The organism is Streptomyces sp. MUSC 14 (assembly GCF_001866675.1).
GTDB lineage: Bacteria > Actinomycetota > Actinomycetes > Streptomycetales > Streptomycetaceae > Streptomyces.
In genome coordinates this window covers 63,345-79,360 of sequence record NZ_MLYN01000084.1, presented here as the reverse complement: position 1 = coordinate 79,360, position 16,016 = coordinate 63,345, and the positions used below count along the sequence as shown (strand labels likewise).

13 protein-coding genes are annotated in these 16,016 nt (G+C 69.8%); 5 read left to right on the top strand and 8 right to left on the bottom strand.

The genetic code is table 11. The features are described from left to right. Positions 1-121: 121 nt before the first annotated feature. The 5 genes from BIV25_RS41585 to BIV25_RS41565 all read right to left on the bottom strand — a co-directional run bounded on the left by BIV25_RS41585 (position 122) and on the right by BIV25_RS41565 (position 6,166). Entirely contained in the window at positions 122-841 is a 720-nt protein-coding gene (locus tag BIV25_RS41585) for a DUF5753 domain-containing protein (protein WP_371273134.1), read from the bottom strand. 160 nt (positions 842-1,001) lie between these two features. Then, the gene (locus tag BIV25_RS41580; RefSeq protein ID WP_071377759.1) at positions 1,002-2,156 is read right to left on the bottom strand and encodes a uroporphyrinogen-III synthase; all 1,155 of its coding nucleotides are present in this window, start codon (positions 2,154-2,156) and stop codon (positions 1,002-1,004) included. 126 nt (positions 2,157-2,282) lie between these two features. Beyond that, positions 2,283-3,662 (bottom strand): NarK/NasA family nitrate transporter, encoded by a 1,380-nt coding sequence (locus BIV25_RS41575; protein WP_071377758.1) that lies wholly within the window; start codon positions 3,660-3,662, stop codon positions 2,283-2,285. Positions 3,663-3,806: 144 nt separating this feature from the next. Further along, the gene (locus tag BIV25_RS41570) at positions 3,807-4,496 is read right to left on the bottom strand and encodes a response regulator (RefSeq protein WP_071377757.1); all 690 of its coding nucleotides are present in this window, start codon (positions 4,494-4,496) and stop codon (positions 3,807-3,809) included. Further along, positions 4,493-6,166, bottom strand: coding sequence for a sensor histidine kinase (locus BIV25_RS41565; protein WP_107486651.1), 1,674 nt, complete (start codon positions 6,164-6,166; stop codon positions 4,493-4,495). Before BIV25_RS41565 ends, BIV25_RS41570 begins: the two co-directional genes overlap by 4 nt. Before the next feature lie 237 nt (positions 6,167-6,403). Between BIV25_RS41565 and BIV25_RS41560 the strand changes: the two genes are divergently transcribed. From BIV25_RS41560 to BIV25_RS48550, 4 genes are all read left to right on the top strand, one after another. Continuing rightward, positions 6,404-7,243 carry an ABC transporter ATP-binding protein gene (locus tag BIV25_RS41560; protein WP_071377756.1) on the top strand — a complete coding sequence of 280 codons (840 nt, stop codon included), beginning with the start codon at positions 6,404-6,406 and terminating at the stop codon, positions 7,241-7,243. Then, a complete protein-coding gene (locus BIV25_RS41555) occupies positions 7,240-8,118 on the top strand; it encodes an ABC transporter permease (protein WP_071377755.1) in 879 nt (292 codons plus the stop codon). Before BIV25_RS41560 ends, BIV25_RS41555 begins: the two co-directional genes overlap by 4 nt. A gap of 75 nt (positions 8,119-8,193) precedes the next feature. Then, complete coding sequence (locus BIV25_RS41550; RefSeq protein WP_071377754.1) at positions 8,194-9,270, top strand: ABC transporter substrate-binding protein; 1,077 nt, start codon at positions 8,194-8,196, stop codon at positions 9,268-9,270. 311 nt (positions 9,271-9,581) lie between these two features. Continuing rightward, the gene (locus tag BIV25_RS48550) at positions 9,582-10,286 is read left to right on the top strand and encodes a response regulator transcription factor (protein WP_177235612.1); all 705 of its coding nucleotides are present in this window, start codon (positions 9,582-9,584) and stop codon (positions 10,284-10,286) included. Between the two features lie 775 nt (positions 10,287-11,061). On the opposite strand, the gene BIV25_RS41545 is transcribed toward BIV25_RS48550, so the two are convergent. Together BIV25_RS41545 and BIV25_RS41540 are read right to left on the bottom strand one after the other, a co-directional pair. Continuing rightward, entirely contained in the window at positions 11,062-11,475 is a 414-nt protein-coding gene (locus tag BIV25_RS41545) for a hypothetical protein (RefSeq protein ID WP_143076791.1), read from the bottom strand. A gap of 245 nt (positions 11,476-11,720) precedes the next feature. Further along, positions 11,721-12,698, bottom strand: a complete 978-nt coding sequence (locus BIV25_RS41540) for a LysR family transcriptional regulator (RefSeq protein ID WP_071377752.1) — start codon at positions 12,696-12,698, stop codon at positions 11,721-11,723. A gap of 84 nt (positions 12,699-12,782) precedes the next feature. Between BIV25_RS41540 and BIV25_RS41535 the strand changes: the two genes are divergently transcribed. Then, a complete protein-coding gene (locus BIV25_RS41535; protein WP_071377751.1) occupies positions 12,783-14,009 on the top strand; it encodes an MFS transporter in 1,227 nt (408 codons plus the stop codon). Here the strand turns inward: BIV25_RS41535 and BIV25_RS41530 are convergent. Next, positions 13,984-15,216 carry a cytochrome P450 gene (locus BIV25_RS41530; RefSeq protein ID WP_218158521.1) on the bottom strand — a complete coding sequence of 411 codons (1,233 nt, stop codon included), beginning with the start codon at positions 15,214-15,216 and terminating at the stop codon, positions 13,984-13,986. The genes BIV25_RS41535 and BIV25_RS41530 overlap by 26 nt on opposite strands. Positions 15,217-16,016: the final 800 nt, after the last annotated feature.

Genomic DNA, 16,016 nt, shown 5'->3' with positions numbered 1-16,016 from the left:
GTCTTGGAGTCGCGGATGCGGAGGGTGGTGAGGGGAGGGGTGGGGGGTGGATATTTCGAGGCAGTTGGAGGCGTCGGGGCTGTAGCTGGACTTCTTCCAGTGGAGTTCGGGCACGGTTTCCTCAGACGGTCTGGGCGATGCGATGGATCAGGTCACGGGATTCTGCGGGCTTGAGGGCGTCCGCCTCCATACGGTCGAGGACAAGGCGGTACTTCTCCAACTGGGTTTCAGCGTCCAGGAATTCACATCCGTGGCGAGTGTCCAGTTGAACAGTGTCGAGCTGGGGAACCCTCCCCGCCAGGTGGTCGACTGACTGTCCGGTACCCGGAAAGGAGCCCTTGCCGAAGGGGATGACGCGCACGGTCACGTGCTCCAGCTCGCTCATTTCCGGCAGATGCCTGAGCTGGGCACGCACGGTGACCTCGCCGCCGTACCCCATGTGCAGCGCGGACTCGTGGATCACCGCCGTGTACGAGGGCGGGTCGTCACGGTGCAGGATCTCCTGCCGCTTGACGCGATGGCTGACCCGGTGCTCGATCTCGTACTGCCGTAGCGGCGGTACCGCCGCTTTGAAGAGGGCGCGAGCGTGATCGGTCGTCTGAAGCAGGGCCGGGATGTGAATGACCAGGGCAACGCGCAGCGCTGCCGCGTGGTACTCCAGCTCGGCAAGGTCGATGAGGCCGACCGGCAGGTGGTCGCGGTAGCTGTCCCACCAGCCGTGCGCCTGGCGTTGAGTCATGGCGGCGAGTGCGTCCACCAGGGCCGCGTCCCCAAGCCGAGCGCGTGAGCACCAAGGAGCCCGCCACGTGAGCACACCACGCACTCCCGCGGCTGTTCGCATCGCGCTGGCACGGATCGCCCCCCACCGGCTGGGCGAGAGGCCGCCCTTGTCTCCGTACACAACACGGACAGCAAGGACGGCCCCGCGTTTCGCGCGGCCATGGCCGAACTCCGCGCGGTCGAGACGGAGGCCCGGCACGGGGTGTGGACCCGGCTTCGCCTCACGCGTCCGCGTACTTCGAATCCGCCGCCGGGTCCAGGGCCAGGCGGTAGCCGCGCTTCACCACCGTCTGGATCAGTTTCGGGGTGCCGAGGGCCGTGCGGAGGCGTGCCATCGCCGTTTCCACGGCGTGTTCGTCGCGGCCCGCGCCCGGCAACGCGCGCAGCAGGTCGGAGCGGGGCACCACCCAGCCGGGGCGGCGGGACAGGGCGCGCAGGAGGGACATGCCGGCCGGGGGGACGGGTTTCAGGGCGCCGTCGACCAGGACCGCGTGGCCCCGGATCTCCACCCGGTGACCGGCGATCGGCAACGCACGGGCCCGCGCCGGGAGTTCCTGGCACAGCAACTGCACCAGCGGGCCCAGGCGGAAGCGCTCCGGCTGGACCGTGTCCACGCCGTGGGCCTGGAGGGGGAGCGCTGTCACCGGGCCCACGCAGGCCGGGAGGACGTCGTGGGAGAGGGCCGAGAGCAGGTCCGGGAGAAGGGCCCTGTCCTCGGCGCGCGACAGCAGCGACGCGGCGGCCGGGGCGCTCGTGAACGTCAGGGCGTCCAGTGAGCGCGCGATCGTCGCGTCCAGCAGGCGGTCCAGCGGGGTCGTGTCCTCCGGGGGCATCCAGCGGTACACCGGGACCGGGAGGACCTCGGCCCCTCCGGCCCGGAGTGATTCGACGAAGCCGGGGAGCGGTTCGCCGTGCAGCTGGACCGCGATGCGGCGGCCCTCCACGCCCTCCTCCAGGAGGCGGTCCAGGACCTCCGCCATGGACTCCGAGGACGGGGACCACTCCTCCGTCAGTCCGGCCGCGCGGATCGCGCCCTTGACCTTCGGGCCGCGGGCCAGCAGTTCCGCCTCCCGGAGACGGGCGAGCAGCGGGTCGCCCAGGCCCCAGCCCTCGGCCGCCTCCACCCAGCCCCGGAAGCCGATGGCGGTCGTGGCCACGACGGTGTCCGGAGCCTGGTCGATGATCTCCTTCGTCGCGGCGAGGAGTTCCCCGTCGTCGGCGAGCGGCACGATCCGCAGGGCGGGCGCGTGCAGGACGGCGGCGCCGCGCCGCTGGAGCAGCGCGCTCAGCTCCTCGGCCCGGCGCGCGGCGGTGACGCCCACGGTGAATCCCGCGAGCGGACCGTGCTCGGGATGCTGCTGCTCTTCGTCGTACATGGCTCTCCTCGCTGACCGGCACACGCCCCTGACCGGTATGCCGTACGAGCCTGTCAACGGCGCGTGACAGGCTCGGTTCGGGGTGATGTCACCGGTGTTACGTCCTACCGCAACACCAGCCGAACGTCACACCTCGGCATAGCTGAGCTGCGACTTCGTCTCCGTCGTGGCCTCTGTTACAGCCTGCCTCACCGGGCGGCGAAGGTATACGGCCCACGTCAGCGCGAAGCACACGCCGTAGAAGGCGAGGAAGGCGACGAACGCGCCCGTCCCGGAGCCGTAGGAGAGGAACGACTGGCGGAAGGCCATGTTGATGCCGACGCCGCCGAGCGCGCCCACCGCGCCGATCAGGCCCATCGAGGCGCCGGACAGACGGCGGCCGTGCGCCACCGCCTCCTCGCCCGTCAGGCCCTTCGCCAGCGCCTTCGCCTGGAAGATGCCCGGGATCATCTTGTACGTCGAGCCGTTGCCGAGGCCGCTCAGGACGAACAGGACGACGAAGACCGAGACGAAGAAGGGGAGGGATTTCTGCAGACCGGCCAGGATGAGGAGGGCGGTGGCCACCGCCATGCCCACGTAGTTCCACAGGGTGATGCGGGCGCCGCCGTAGCGGTCGGCCAGCCGGCCGCCCAGCGGACGGATCAGGGAGCCGAGCAGCGGGCCGATGAAGGTGAGGTACGCCGCCTGGAGCGGGGTGCGGCCGAACTGGTTCGTCAGGACCTGGCCGAAGGCGAAGCTGTAGCCGATGAAGGAGCCGAACGTGCCGACGTAGAGGAACGACATGATCCAGGTGTGGGCGTCCTTCGCCGCGTCCTTCGCCGCGCCGGTGTCGTTCCGCACCGTGGCCAGGTTGTCCATGAAGACCGCCGCCAGGACGGCCGCCACGACGATCAGCGGGATGTAGACGCCGAGCAGCAGCCGCGGGCCGCCGTTCGCGCCGATGATCGCCAGCGCGACCAGCTGGATCACCGGCACGCCCATGTTGCCGCCGCCCGCGTTCAGGCCCAGGGCCCAGCCCTTCTCCCGCAGCGGGAAGAAGGCGTTGATGTTGGTCATGGAGGACGCGAAGTTGCCGCCGCCGATGCCGGCCAGCAGGCCGATCAGGAGGAAGGTGGTGAACGACGTGCCCGGCTTCATCACCGCGAACGCCGCCACCGTCGGCACCAGCAGCAGGCTCGCCGAGATGATCGTCCAGTTGCGGCCGCCGAAGACCGCGACGGCGAAGGTGTAGGGGACCCGGACGACCGCGCCGACCAGCGTGACCATCGAGGTCAGCAGGAACTTGTCGGCGGGGGTCAGGCCGTACTTCGGTCCCATGAAGAGGACGAGGACGGACCAGAGGGTCCAGACCGAGAAGCCGATGTGTTCCGAGAGCACCGAGAACCACAGGTTCCGGCGGGCGATCCGCTCCCCGGTCGCCTGCCAGAATCCCTCGTCCTCCGGATCCCATCGCTCGATCCAACGGCCACTGCGACGGGGTACGCCTGATGCGGCTGGGGCTGTCATCGCTCGTTCCTCCACGGGCTCCGGCTGCACGACACTGAGCCCGAAGGTAGGGAGCGGGGGTTTCCGCGCTGTGGCTGTGGGTGACCGGAAGGGAACGTTGCTCTCACTCGCCGGGAGGCGCACGCGTGAGGGCCTCGCGGACCTTCAGGACGCGATGCGGTACCTGTGCTCGGGGCGGCCCGTCGCGCCGTAGCGCAGGACGAGCCGGACCATGCCCTCCTTGACGAGGTAGGAGAGGTAGCGCTGAGCCGTGGCCCGGGAGACGCCGGTCAGTTCGGCGGCCTCGGCGGCCGACAGGTCGCGGTGGGCGGTGCGCAGCGCCTGCTGGACGAGGGCGAGCGTCGGCGCCGAGTGGCCCTTGGCCGGGACCCGGGGCACGGCGGGCGGCCGGACCGCGCTGAACAGGGCGTCCACATCGGCCTGTTCGGTCTCCGTGGTCTCCCCGAGGGTGTCGACGCGGTGCTGGAGCTCGCGGTACGAGGTGAGCCGCTCGGCCAGGTCGGCGGCGCCGAACGGCTTGACGAGGTAGCCGACGGCGCCGAGTTTCATAGCCGTGCGGACGGAGGCGATGTCACGGTCCGCGGTGATGACGAAGGCATCGGGGCGGGCGCCTCCCGCGTCCCCGGTGAGCCGGCGCAGCACGTCCAGTCCGCTGCCGTCGGGCAGGAAGATGTCGAGGAGGAGCAGGTCGGGGCGCAGGTCGTGCGCCGCCTCCAGCGCCTCGGCCACGGTCGCCGCCTCGCCCACCACCTCGTAGCCCCGCACCCGGGACACGTAGTCGCAGTGGATGTGGCTGACCCGGAAGTCGTCGTCCACGACCAGGGTGCGGATCATCCGCGGTCACCTCCCACTGAGCCCGCGTGCAGCGCGTTCACTCCTCCGGCCGTCACGGGGTCCGGCAGTCGTACGGTGAAGACCGCGCCCGGGCCCTCGCTGACGGTGATCGTGCCGCCGTGCCGCGACACCAGGCGGTGGACCAGGGCGAGGCCCAGGCCGCGGCGGGCGGTGCCCCGGTCGGGGCGGGTCGACCAGCCGTCCTCGAAGATCGACTCGCGGGCGCCGGGCGGGATGCCGGGGCCGGTGTCCGCCACCCGTACCGTCGTGCCCCGCTCGTCCTCGGTGAGGGTGAGGCGGACCGCGCGCCCGTCCGCCGGGGGCGGTCCGTCGCCCGCCGCGTCGATCGCGTTGTCCAGCAGGTTCCCGACGACCGTCAGCAGCCGGTGCAGTTGCGGCGGGTCCGCGCCGAGCGCCGAGTCGTCGGCCAGCTCGACCCATACGCCGCGTTCGGCGGCCACCGTGGTCTTGGCCACGACCAGGCCGACCATCAGCGGGTTGCCGATCCGCCCCCGCACGAACTCGGTGAGCGCCTGCCCGGCGCCGGCCGACTCCACGGCCAGGTCGTACGCGTCGTCGTACGCCCCGATGTCCAGCAGCCCGGCGAGCGTGTGCATCCGGTTGGTGAACTCGTGCTGCTGGGCGCGCAGGGCGTCCGTCAGACCGCGCACGGAGTCCAACTCCCGCAGCAGGCCGACCAGTTCGGTACGGTCACGGACGGTCACCACCGCGCCCAGCGCGCGGCCGTGCAGGGTCACCGGCATCCGGTTGACGACCAGACAGTGCTCGTCGGTCAGGACGCTGATGTCGGTGCCGGTCAGGGTGCCGTCCAGGGCGCGGCGCAGCCGGCCGTCGGGCAGCACCTCGTCCAGGGTGCTGCCGAGCGCGGTGCCGACGCCGAGCAGCCGGCGGGCCTCGTCGTTGACCACGCTGATCCGGCCGTCCGGGGCGAAGGCGAGCACGCCCTCGCGGATGCCGTGCAGCATCGCCTCGCGGTCCTGCAGCAGCCCGGCGATCTCCTCCAGCTCCAACCCGAACGTGGTCCGCTTCAGCCGCCTGGCCAGCAGGTACGCGGCCGCGGCGCCGAGCGCGGTGGCGATCGCGGCGTACACGGCGAAGGTGGGCAGCTCGTGCCACAGCTCGCCGAGCACATCGTGCTCCGGGATGCCCACCGACACCTCGCCGACCAGTTCGCCCGTCGGCCCGTACAGCGGGACCCTGCCGTTGGCGGACCGTCCGGTCGCGCCCTGGTCGGTGCCGACGTGCGGCTGTCCGTCCCGCGCCACGACCGGCTCGGCCACCGGCGAGCCGACCAGCTGCGGCATGGGGTGCGAGTGGCGGATGCCGTGCAGGTCGATGACCACGACGTACGACGCCCCCGACGACTGCCGGATGCGTTCGGCGACGGCCTGGACGACGCCGGGGCGAACGACGTGCCCGCTCGCGCTCTCCTGCATGGCGCTGCGGACCTGCGGGTCGGCGGCCGTCGTGCGGGCGATGGCCACGGCCCGCTCCTCATAGGTGCGGTCTAGGGCGGAGCGCTGCGCGAAGGCGAACAGGCCGAAGCCGATGACGCCCGTGAGCGCCAGGATGGCGAGCTGGCTGACGAGGATCCGCGCGGACAGTCTCCCCCTCCCGCCGCGCCCGATCCGTATGCGGATGGGTGTCACAGGTGCCTCATCGCCCCTGTTCTGAGTGGTGCCGGGACGGCCCTGCGCCGGACCCGTGGTGGCGTGATTGTGCCTGATGGCCGATTTTCTGCCCAGCCCCGATGCGCTGAGCTAAACGAGCAGAACCCCTGATTACGCGGCTAACGCGGGATACCTCGGAAACAGCGACGTAACACCGGGTGGCCTCTAGCGTCTGCCTTCACCTCGACCCCCGAGGGCGAAAGGAGACCGCTCCCCATGGCTTCTGGCAGTGCCGGTGCGGCGGCGCGCGAGGACGCGCGCATCGAGATATCCGGGCTCACCAAGCGATTCCTGACCCCGGCCGGTGAGGTGTTCACGGCACTGCAGGACGTGTCGTTCACCGTGGAGCCGGGCCAGTTCTGCGCGGTGGTCGGTCCCACCGGCTGCGGCAAGTCGACCACCCTGGGCATGGTCTCCGGGCTCGACCGGGCCAGCGAGGGCTCGGTGAAGGTCGGCGGCCGCGAGGTGGACGGCATCACCGACGGTGTCAGCTTCATGTTCCAGGCGGACGCGCTGCTGCCGTGGAAGACGGTGCTCGGCAATGTGCTGATGGGCCCGGTCTTCCGGGGCGTGCCCAAGCAACAGGCGCAGGCCTCGGCCCGGGACTGGCTGCGCCGGGTGGGGCTCGCCGGGTTCGAGGACCGCTATCCGCACCAGCTCTCGGGCGGTATGCGCAAGCGGGTCGCCATGGCCGCGGCCCTGATCAACGAGCCCAAGATCCTGATCATGGACGAGCCGTTCGGTGCCCTGGACGTGCAGACCAAGGCGATCATGTCGACCGAGCTGCTGACCCTGTGGGAGCAGATCCGGCCGACCGTCGTCTTCATCACCCACGACCTGGACGAGGCCGTGGCGCTCGCCGACCGGGTCGTCGTGATGACCTCCAGCCCCGGTTCGGTCAAGGCGGTCTTCGACATCGACCTGCCCCGCCCGCGCGGCTCCGTCCAGGAGATCCGTTTCCAGCCCCGGTTCATCGAACTGCAGCACCAGATCTGGGACACGCTGCGCGAAGAGGTGGAGCGCGCGTACGCCCGCACCGCAGGAGGTAAGGCATGAGCACGACGTCCACCGTCTCCCCCGCTCCGGCCGGCAACGGCGCGCAGGCCTCGGTGGAGACTGACGCCAGACGCAAGGTCCGCAAGCGTGCCGCGGGGATGTGGGCGGGCCGCATCATCCTCGGGATCATCGTCGTCGGCGGCTGGCAGGCGTTCACCGCGCTGGGGATCGTCGACAAGTTCTTCTTCGGGCAGCCGACCGGCATCGTCAGGCGGCTGATCGACCTCTTCCAGCACGGCACCGAGCAGGGGTCCTACTACGCGGACATCTGGACCACGGTCCAGGAAGCGCTCATCGGCTTCGCCATCGGGACCGTCACCGGAGTGGTCTTCGGCGTCGCCCTGGGCCAGAGCCGTTTCCTCTCCGACGTGCTCGGCCCCTACATCAAGATCGTGAACGCGATCCCGCGTATCGTCCTCGGCTCGATCTTCATGATCGCGTTCGGCATCGGCACGCTTCCGAAGGTGCTGCTCGCCGCGGTCCTGGTGTTCTTCATCGTCTTCTTCAACGCCTTCCAGGGCGTCCGTGAGGTCGACCGCAACATCCTCGCCAACGCCAAGGTGCTCGGCGCCTCGGAGCTGCAGATCGTCCGGCACGTCACCGTGCCGTCGGCGCTCACCTGGATCATCGCCAGCCTGCACAGTGCCTTCGGCTTCGCCATCGTCGGCGCGCTGGTCGGCGAGGTGCTGGGCGCGCAGCACGGCCTCGGCCTGGTCATCAAGACCTCAATGGACAACTTCGACCCCAACGGCGTGTTCGCGACCATGCTCGTCGTCGCCGTCATCGTGATGGGCGCCGAGTGGCTGATCGGCAAGCTCGAACACCGGCTGCTGGCCTGGCGCCCGCCGGCCCCGTCCGAGGTCAGCTCCCTCTGACTGCGTCCCCGTCCCTCCCCTGTCCCCTCTGTTCCTCCCCTCCCCTGTTCCTCTCCCGAAGGAAAGTGGCCCGCCATGTCCAGACGACCCGTCGCCGTCGCCGCGTCTCTCCTCACCGTCCTCGCTCTCGGTGCCACCAGCGCCTGTTCCAGCGGCTCCAGCAGCGCGAACGGCATGCCGACCGTCAAGCTCATGGTCGGCGGCATCGACAAGCAGATCTACCTGCCCTACGAGTTGGCCCAGCAGCTCGGCTTCTACAAGAAGTACGGCGTCAACGTCTCGCTGAGCACCGAGCACCAGGGCGGTGTCGGCGCCGAGGACGCCATGGCCTCCGGGCAGGTGGACATGGCGGGCGCCTGGTACGTCCACACCATCGACTTCCAGGTGAAGGGCAAGGCGGTGGAGGGCATCGTCCAGCTGTCCGGCGCCCCGGGCGAACGGGAGATGTGCACCCCAAAGAGCGGCGTCCGCTCGGGCGCGGACTTCAAGGGGAAGACGCTCGGCGTCACCGACATCGGGTCGGGCACCGACACGCTCACCCAGTTCATGGGCGTACAGAAGGGCGTCAAGGCCACCGAGTTCAGCCGGATCGGCGTCTCCGAGGGCGGCACCGCCGTCGCCGCCCTGCAGAACGGAAAGACCGCCTGCGTCATGACGACGCAGCCGACGGTCGCCGCGATCGAGAAGAAGGGCATCGGCGTCCCCACGATCAACCTGGCGAGTACCGCGGGGGCCAAGGCGGCGCTCGGCGGCACCTGGCCGGCCGCGACCGTCCTCGCCCAGACCGGCTGGGTCAACTCCCACAAGGACACGGCGCAGAAGGTCGTGGACGCGCTCGTCGCCACCATGCACTGGATCAGCACGCACAGCGCGGCCGACATCGCCGACAAGCTGCCGTCGTCGTACGTGTCGAACCCGCTGATCACCAAGGCCGACTACATCACGGCCCTGACCGCGGACAAGGGCCAGTTCCTCCCGGACGGCATCATGCCGGCCGGCGGCCCGAAGACCGTTCTGGCCACCGAGGAACTCGTGGGCCACGCCACGTCGTCGGTGGATCTGTCCAAGACGTTCACCAATGAGTTCGCCCTCCAGGCCGACAAGACGGAGGGCATCGCCACGACCACGACCCCGGCCAGGGCGAACGGCTGATTTCTCGGCGGATACGGAGCTTCTGGTGGCTGAGCACCCAGCCACCAGAAGCCCTTTCACGCGCCGGACCGGCCTTGTCCTGTACGGAAGACCCTGGATGACCGATTCCAAAAAGGGCGCTTGCGAAAATCTTACCTTTCCCGGAGTCGGTCGGCCGAATCGTCCGGACCGACCCGGTGCGCAATCAGGTTCGGGATATCGAACGCAGAAAACAGTGCCACCTGGCTGTTGACAGCTCGGCATGCCGCGCTCAGGATCATGCACACGGCATCACCATTGACCATGGTGCCGACTGCGCACGGGGGATGCACATGAGGATAATGCTTGTCGAAGACGACTTGCGAGTATTGAGGATTCAATCAGAGCTTCTGAATAGGCACGGGTTCCAAACCTCATTGGCAAGGAACTACGATGAAGCGATGATCGCCGTGTCGAGCAGTCCAGACTTGGCTATAGTCGACGGCGGGTTGCCTGGTGGGGGCGGCCTGGAACTCTGTTCAAGGATTCGACGTACAACGAAAATACCCGTGATCGTCGTAAGCAGTCAGACTGATCCTGAATCCAGATTGCGGGGTTTCCGCGCCGGCGCTGACGATTACGTCTGTAAACCGTATTTCATTCCGGAGCTCCTGGCTCGCATCAACGCCATTCTGGAGCGAACCCGAGTCAATTTTGACTCGGAGCCACATGTAGAGGCTTGTGGTGAGATACGGATCGGAGCCCTCATGCTCGATGGCTCCAGAAGGACGCTCTCAGTCAACGGCGTAGACACCCATGTGAAGCCGAGAGAATTCGACTTGCTGTGGTACTTGGCTTCTCATGCCGACGTGGCGGTTCGCCGTGAAGTACTGGCCCGTCATCTCTGGCGGGCGGATATATCAGAAGTCAGCCGAAGTCTCGAAGTTCATATCGCGATCCTTCGACGGAAGACCAAGAGATCCGGTGTTGAAATCAGAACGCTGCGAGGAATAGGTTACAGGATTGTCGAGACCGGCGAAAATCCGAAACTATCCTAGCTCAGCTATCGGCGCGCCCGACGCATTCTTCGCGACGACGTGACGTATATCGTTCCACCCCACGCGTCCCGAATTACTGGGAAGCCACAGTGAGTAAGCCCCGACCGACCCCGGGTTTGGCGCCGGGAGTGGAACTACGTGGCTTGTGATCGTCCGGCCTGAGGTCATGGTCACGTCGACTGTGCTCGCCGAGCCCTGGACGAAGCCAATGGCCAGCATGTCCATCGAGCTTCCCCGGAACAGCTGAGCCACAAAATGCGGCTTCGTCCAGAGCTTGGGTATTCCGGGCTGATTCCAGCCGACTTGCGCCGGGCCACATGCAACTTGGTGCGGATGGTCCGATGCGGATACGTCTCCAACGCCGTAGCACTCTGTCCCGCTGGTCACCCATGCGATGGGTGACCAGTTGCTCGGCCTCGTGTTTGCGCTGGCCGCAGCAAGAACTGCGAAACTACCCGTTGGCAACGGAACAAGAGTAGCCTTGGGGTTCAGTTTTCCTGCTGGTTTCGTAATAGGTTCGGCGCTATTGGCGCTACTGCTGTGCGTCATCAGCGCAGAGATTGCAAGTCCTGCAATCACGAGTACGGAGAATGTCACACCGAGCACCTTGAACAGCTGATCACGACCGTGCTTGCGAATGGTCATCGTGCTCTCGCTTTGCCACTGCTTCGAAGCTGTTGATTGAGATGCCACCCGCTTCCCCGAGGAGAATTGTCACCAAGAGGAAGCGGGTGACCGTTTGAATCCAGACGTCGCTACGAAAGCGAACCGTTACCTAGAAGTACAGGTAAACCCCAGGAGTCGGGTTATTGTTGCTGTCACGCTGGGACCCGATGACCTCGACGATGCTGTTGTACTCGTAGGTCTGCTTGATGATCTGCGACTGCGGGCCGTTCTGAGTCGGCGTCGAGCCCGCGTGGTCAGCCTGCTCGTTGTTGAAGTTGTCGTAGTACACGACCTCGACAGCCGCGCTCCACTTGTCACATCCCACGCCGCCGAAGGCCGTGGCGACGAAGGGGCGGGGAGAGCTGGAGATGTTGCCGCCGCTCACGTGATTGTCGCAGTGGCCGCTGGACGACGAACCGCCCTGCGTTGCGTAGATGGGCCCCGCGAACGCAGGTCCGGCCATGAGCGCCGTCGCAGCTCCTGCCGCGCCGAACAGAATTGCCGCCTTCTTGAACATTTTCACTGCTGTGCTCCCCGTTGTATCGGATGGGTGCTCGAATCCCGGAGTCCATGGCTTACCGGGTCGAGAACACAATGATCCTTTGAAGCTTCAACAGCGAACAAGATTGTTGAGGTTACGTTAAGGTCTTCGCCTGTCCTATTGGTCCGAAACGGTAGGTGTTCCGGCTCGTTGGGTGTTGTGTGAGTGAACTGCCGGGCACGAAGGGCGGCGCGTTCACCGATTCGAATGTTCATCGAATCGACCGTTCATCGAATCTTCCCGAGCAAGGGAAATGCGTCCTCAAGTGGAATCCACGCCTCCACGGGCAGTCGCAGCCACCCCTCCCGCTCCGCCAGCTCCGCCGCCGCCCGCCGCAGCGCGTCCAGCCCCGGATGGACCAGGCTCCTGCGCCACACCAGCGAGACCGGCGACAGCGGAACGGGGTCGACGAGCGGGCGGCGGACCGTGCGGGGCAGGGCCGGGAAGTCCACCACGGCCAGCACCGGGTACCGGGTCTTGCCCATGATCCGCTCGAACTCCTCGTCCCCGACGGCCAGCGGCAGCGGCGGGGCGAGCCGGATGCCGTTCCCCTCGAACAGGCGGGACGCCAGGTCGGTCCACTCCAGCGTGCGCGGATTGCCGGCACCGGCGTACACCGTCTCCCCGGTCAGCCCGGCCACCGGTATCTCCGGCAGCGCGGCCAGGGGGTGTTCCTCGGGCAGGACCACGGCCATCGGCTCGTAGCGCACCGGCTGCCGCTCCAGCCCCGACCGCAGCGCCGGGTCCAGCCCGGCGAACCGGCCGAAGGAGACGTCCAGCCGGCCCGACAGGATCTGCTCGGCGGCTCCGGTCAGACCGCTCTCGTAGCGGGCCATCAGCTCGCAGTCGGGGGCGAGTTCACGGGCCCGGTGCAGCACCCGGCGACCGGTGACGAGGCCCGGCGAGTTGAGGTCCACCAGCAGCGGGCGGGCCTGCCCGAAGGACGTGCAGGCCGCCAGCAGCTCGTCCTGCGCCGCCAGGACCCGGCGGGCGTACGGCAGCAGGCGCTCGCCGTCGGCCGTCAGCATCACCTGCCGCGTGCTCCGCAGGAACAGCTCGGCGCCCAACTCCCGCTCCAGCCGCCGTACATCACGGCTGAGCGCCTGCTGGGCGACGTACAGCCGGGCGGCGGCCCGGGTGAAGTGCAGTTCCTCGGCGACGGCGACGAAGGCGCGCAGCAGTCTCGGGTCCAGGTCGGCGGGCATGAGCGCGAACTTACAACACGGGTGCGTGAATGGGCGCCGGGCAGGTGTTGGACCCCTTGATCCACCCTGGGCGAGGGTGAATCCATGCCCTCCGTCATATCGGCTCCGGCGCGCCGGAGCGCCTACCTCCGGCTCTTCTCCCTGCGCGGCACGCGCGCGTTCACCACCGGCAATCTGCTCGCTCGGCTGCCGACGGGCATGTTCAGCGTGAGCGCCGTCGTGATGATCGCCGGGTCCCGGGGTTCGTACGCCCTCGCCGGTGCCGTCACCGCGACCGGGCTCGCCGCGACCGGGCTGGCCGGGCCCTGGATCGCCCGGCTGATCGACCGGCACGGGCAGGCCCGGATCGCCGTGCCCGCCACGCTCCTCTCCGTGCTCGGCAGCCTCGCGCTGCTGCTGTGCGTGCGCTTCGGCGCTCCCGACTGGACCCTGTTCGCCGCCTACGCCGCGACCGCGGCCACCCCCAACATCGGCGGCCTCTCCCGCGCCCGCTGGGCCCATCTGCTGCGCGACGACCCCGGCGCGCTGCACACCGCGAACGCCTTCGAGCAGGCCGCCGACGAGCTGTGCTTCATGCTCGGCCCGGTGCTCGCGTCCTTCCTGACCGGCACGTTCTTCCCGGAGGCGGGCACGCTCACCGGAGCGGTGCTGCTGCTCGCCGGCATGCTGCTGTTCACCGCGCAGCGCGCCACCGAGCCGCCGGTCGGCGCGCGTTCGAGGGCGCCGTCGCCGCTGCGCAGCCCCGGCATCCGGCCGCTGCTGGCCTGCTTCGTCGCGACCGGCATGGTGTTCGGCTCGATGGAGGTCGGCACGATCGCCTTCGCCGACGCGCACGGCCACCGCGCGGTGGCCGGTGCCGTCCTCGCGCTCCAGGCGGCGGGCTCGTGCGCGGCGGGCCTGGTGTTCGGGGCGCGCAGGCCGGCGGGGGTGCGGCTCGGCCACTGCCTGGCCGCCATGGCCGTCCTGATGACCCTGCCGTGGGCGGCAGCCGGGGCCGCCGGTTCGCTGCCGGCGCTCGCGGGCGCGCTGCTGGTCGCGGGCATGGCGACCGCGCCGACGATGGTGACGGCGATGACCCTGGTGCAGCGGTGCACCCCGGCCGACCGGCTGAACGAGGGCATGAGCCTGGTGGTGACCGGGCTGCTCACCGGCATCGCCTGCGGCTCGGCGGCCGGCGGCTGGACGGCCCAGCACCTCTCCCCCGGCACCGCCCTCGCCGTCCCGGCCGCCGCGGCCGCGCTCGCGCTGCTCGTCCACACGGCATCGACGGGCGTCCGCCGGAACGTCAGCGCAGACGGACCGGAAGGCTGAGCAGGCCGCGGTGGCGAGGGTTGTCCTGCCACTCGGGGGCGCGCTCGCGACCGGCGAGCCGCAGGCCGGGGAAGCGTCGCAGTACGTGGGTGAACGCGATCTCGGCCTGCAGGCGGGCCAGCGGTGCGCCCAGGCAGTGGTGGATGCCGTGGCCGAACGCCAGGTGCCGGGAGGCGTCGCGGGTGACGTCGAAGCGGTCGGGGTCCGCGAAGACCGCCGGGTCCCGGTTGGCGGCCGCCAGCGCGATCTGCACGAACTCCCCGGCCGGGATCGTCGTACCGGCGATCGTCACCGGCTCGGTGGTGTAGCGCAGGCTCGCGAGCGCGAACGGGCTCTCGTGGCGCAGGACTTCCTCGGTCAGGCCGGGGACGAGCGCGGGATCGGCGCGTACGGCGGCGAGCTGCCCGGGATGCGTGAGCAGCGCGTACAGGCCGTTGGCGACGAGATTGACCGTGGTCTGGTGGCCCGCGATCACCAGCAGGAACGCCATCGAGGTGACCTCCTGCGCGGTGAGGCGGTCGCCGTCGGCGCGGGCGGCGAGGAGAGCGGAGAGCAGGTCGTCGCCGGGGTGGGCGCGCTTGTCCTCGACCAGCTCACACAGCCGCTCCAGCATCGCCCCGGCGGTCGGGACGGACACCTCCCCGTCTCCTCCGTCCCCGCCCACCGTGTGGCCCCTGACCTGGAGGACCCCGTGCGGGCCGGGGTCCGCGCCGAGCAGCTCGAAGATCACCGCGAGCGGCAGCGGCAGCGCGAACCGGGCGATCAGGTCGACCTCGTCCGCCTCGTCCGCCCGGTCCAGCGCGTCGAGGAGTGCGGTGACATGGGCCTCGATCCGGGGGCGCAGCTCCGCCACCCGCCGCTGGGTGAAGGCCTGTTGGACCAGGCGCCGCAGACGGGTGTGGCGGGGCGGGTCGGAGTTGAGCATGTGGCTGGTGAGCCAGCCGCCCGGACCGCCGGTGGGCAGTCCCTCGTGGCGGGCGTACGCCTCGGTCGCGCCGTCCTTGCTCAGCCGGGGATCGGCGAGGGCCGCCCGGCAGTCGGCGTACCCGGTGACGACCCAGCCGGCCAGCGGCGCGGCCCCGGAGAACCGGACCTCGCGGACCCCGCCCTGCGCACGCCAGCGCCGGTAACCGGCATGCGGGTACCGGGCGAAGGACTCACCCACCACCTCGGCTCCGGCCTCTGTCTCGGCCCCAGCCACGGCCACGGCCCCGGTCCCGGTCCCGCCCCTGGTCCCGGCTACGGCCCCGGCCCCGACCCCACCTCCAGCCACAGATTCGGTCCCGGCCTCGGCCCTGGCCCCACCCTCGGTCCCGGCCACGGACTCGGCCTCGACCGCAGCTCCAGCCCCTCCCCCGGCCCCGGCCCCACCCTCGGCCCCAACCCCAGCCACGGCGCCGGCCTCGGCCCCAGCTCCAGCTCCAGCTCCAGCTCCAGCTCCAGCCACGGACTCGGTCCCGGCTACGGCCCTGGCCCCGGCCTCTGTCTCGGTCCCGGCCCCAACCTCGACCCCGGCCACGGCCACGGCCTCTGTCTCGGTCCCGGCCCCAACCTCAGCCACGGCCACGGCCTCGGCCCCGCCCCCGGCCACGGCCACGGCCACGGCCACGGCCACGGCCCCAGCCTCGGTCCCGGCCCCGCCCTCGGTCCCAGCTACGGCCCCGGCCTCGACCCCAGCTCCAGCCACAGGCTCGGTCCCGGCTACGGCCTCTGTCTCGGTCCCAACCTCGACCCCAGCTCCAGCCACGGACTCGGTCCCGGCTACGGCCCTGGCCACGGCCCCACCCTCGGCCCCAACCCCAGCCACGGCCCCGGCCTCAACCCCAGCTCCAGCCACGGACTCGGTCCCGGCTACAGCCCCGCCCTCGGTCCCGGCCCCAGCCTCGACCTCGGTCCCAGCCCCGCCCTCGGTCCTGGCCACAGCCCCAGCCACAGCCCCGGCCCCAGCCCCGGCCACGGCCTCGACCCCGCCCTCGGTCCCGGCCCCAGCCTCTGTCTCGGTCCCAG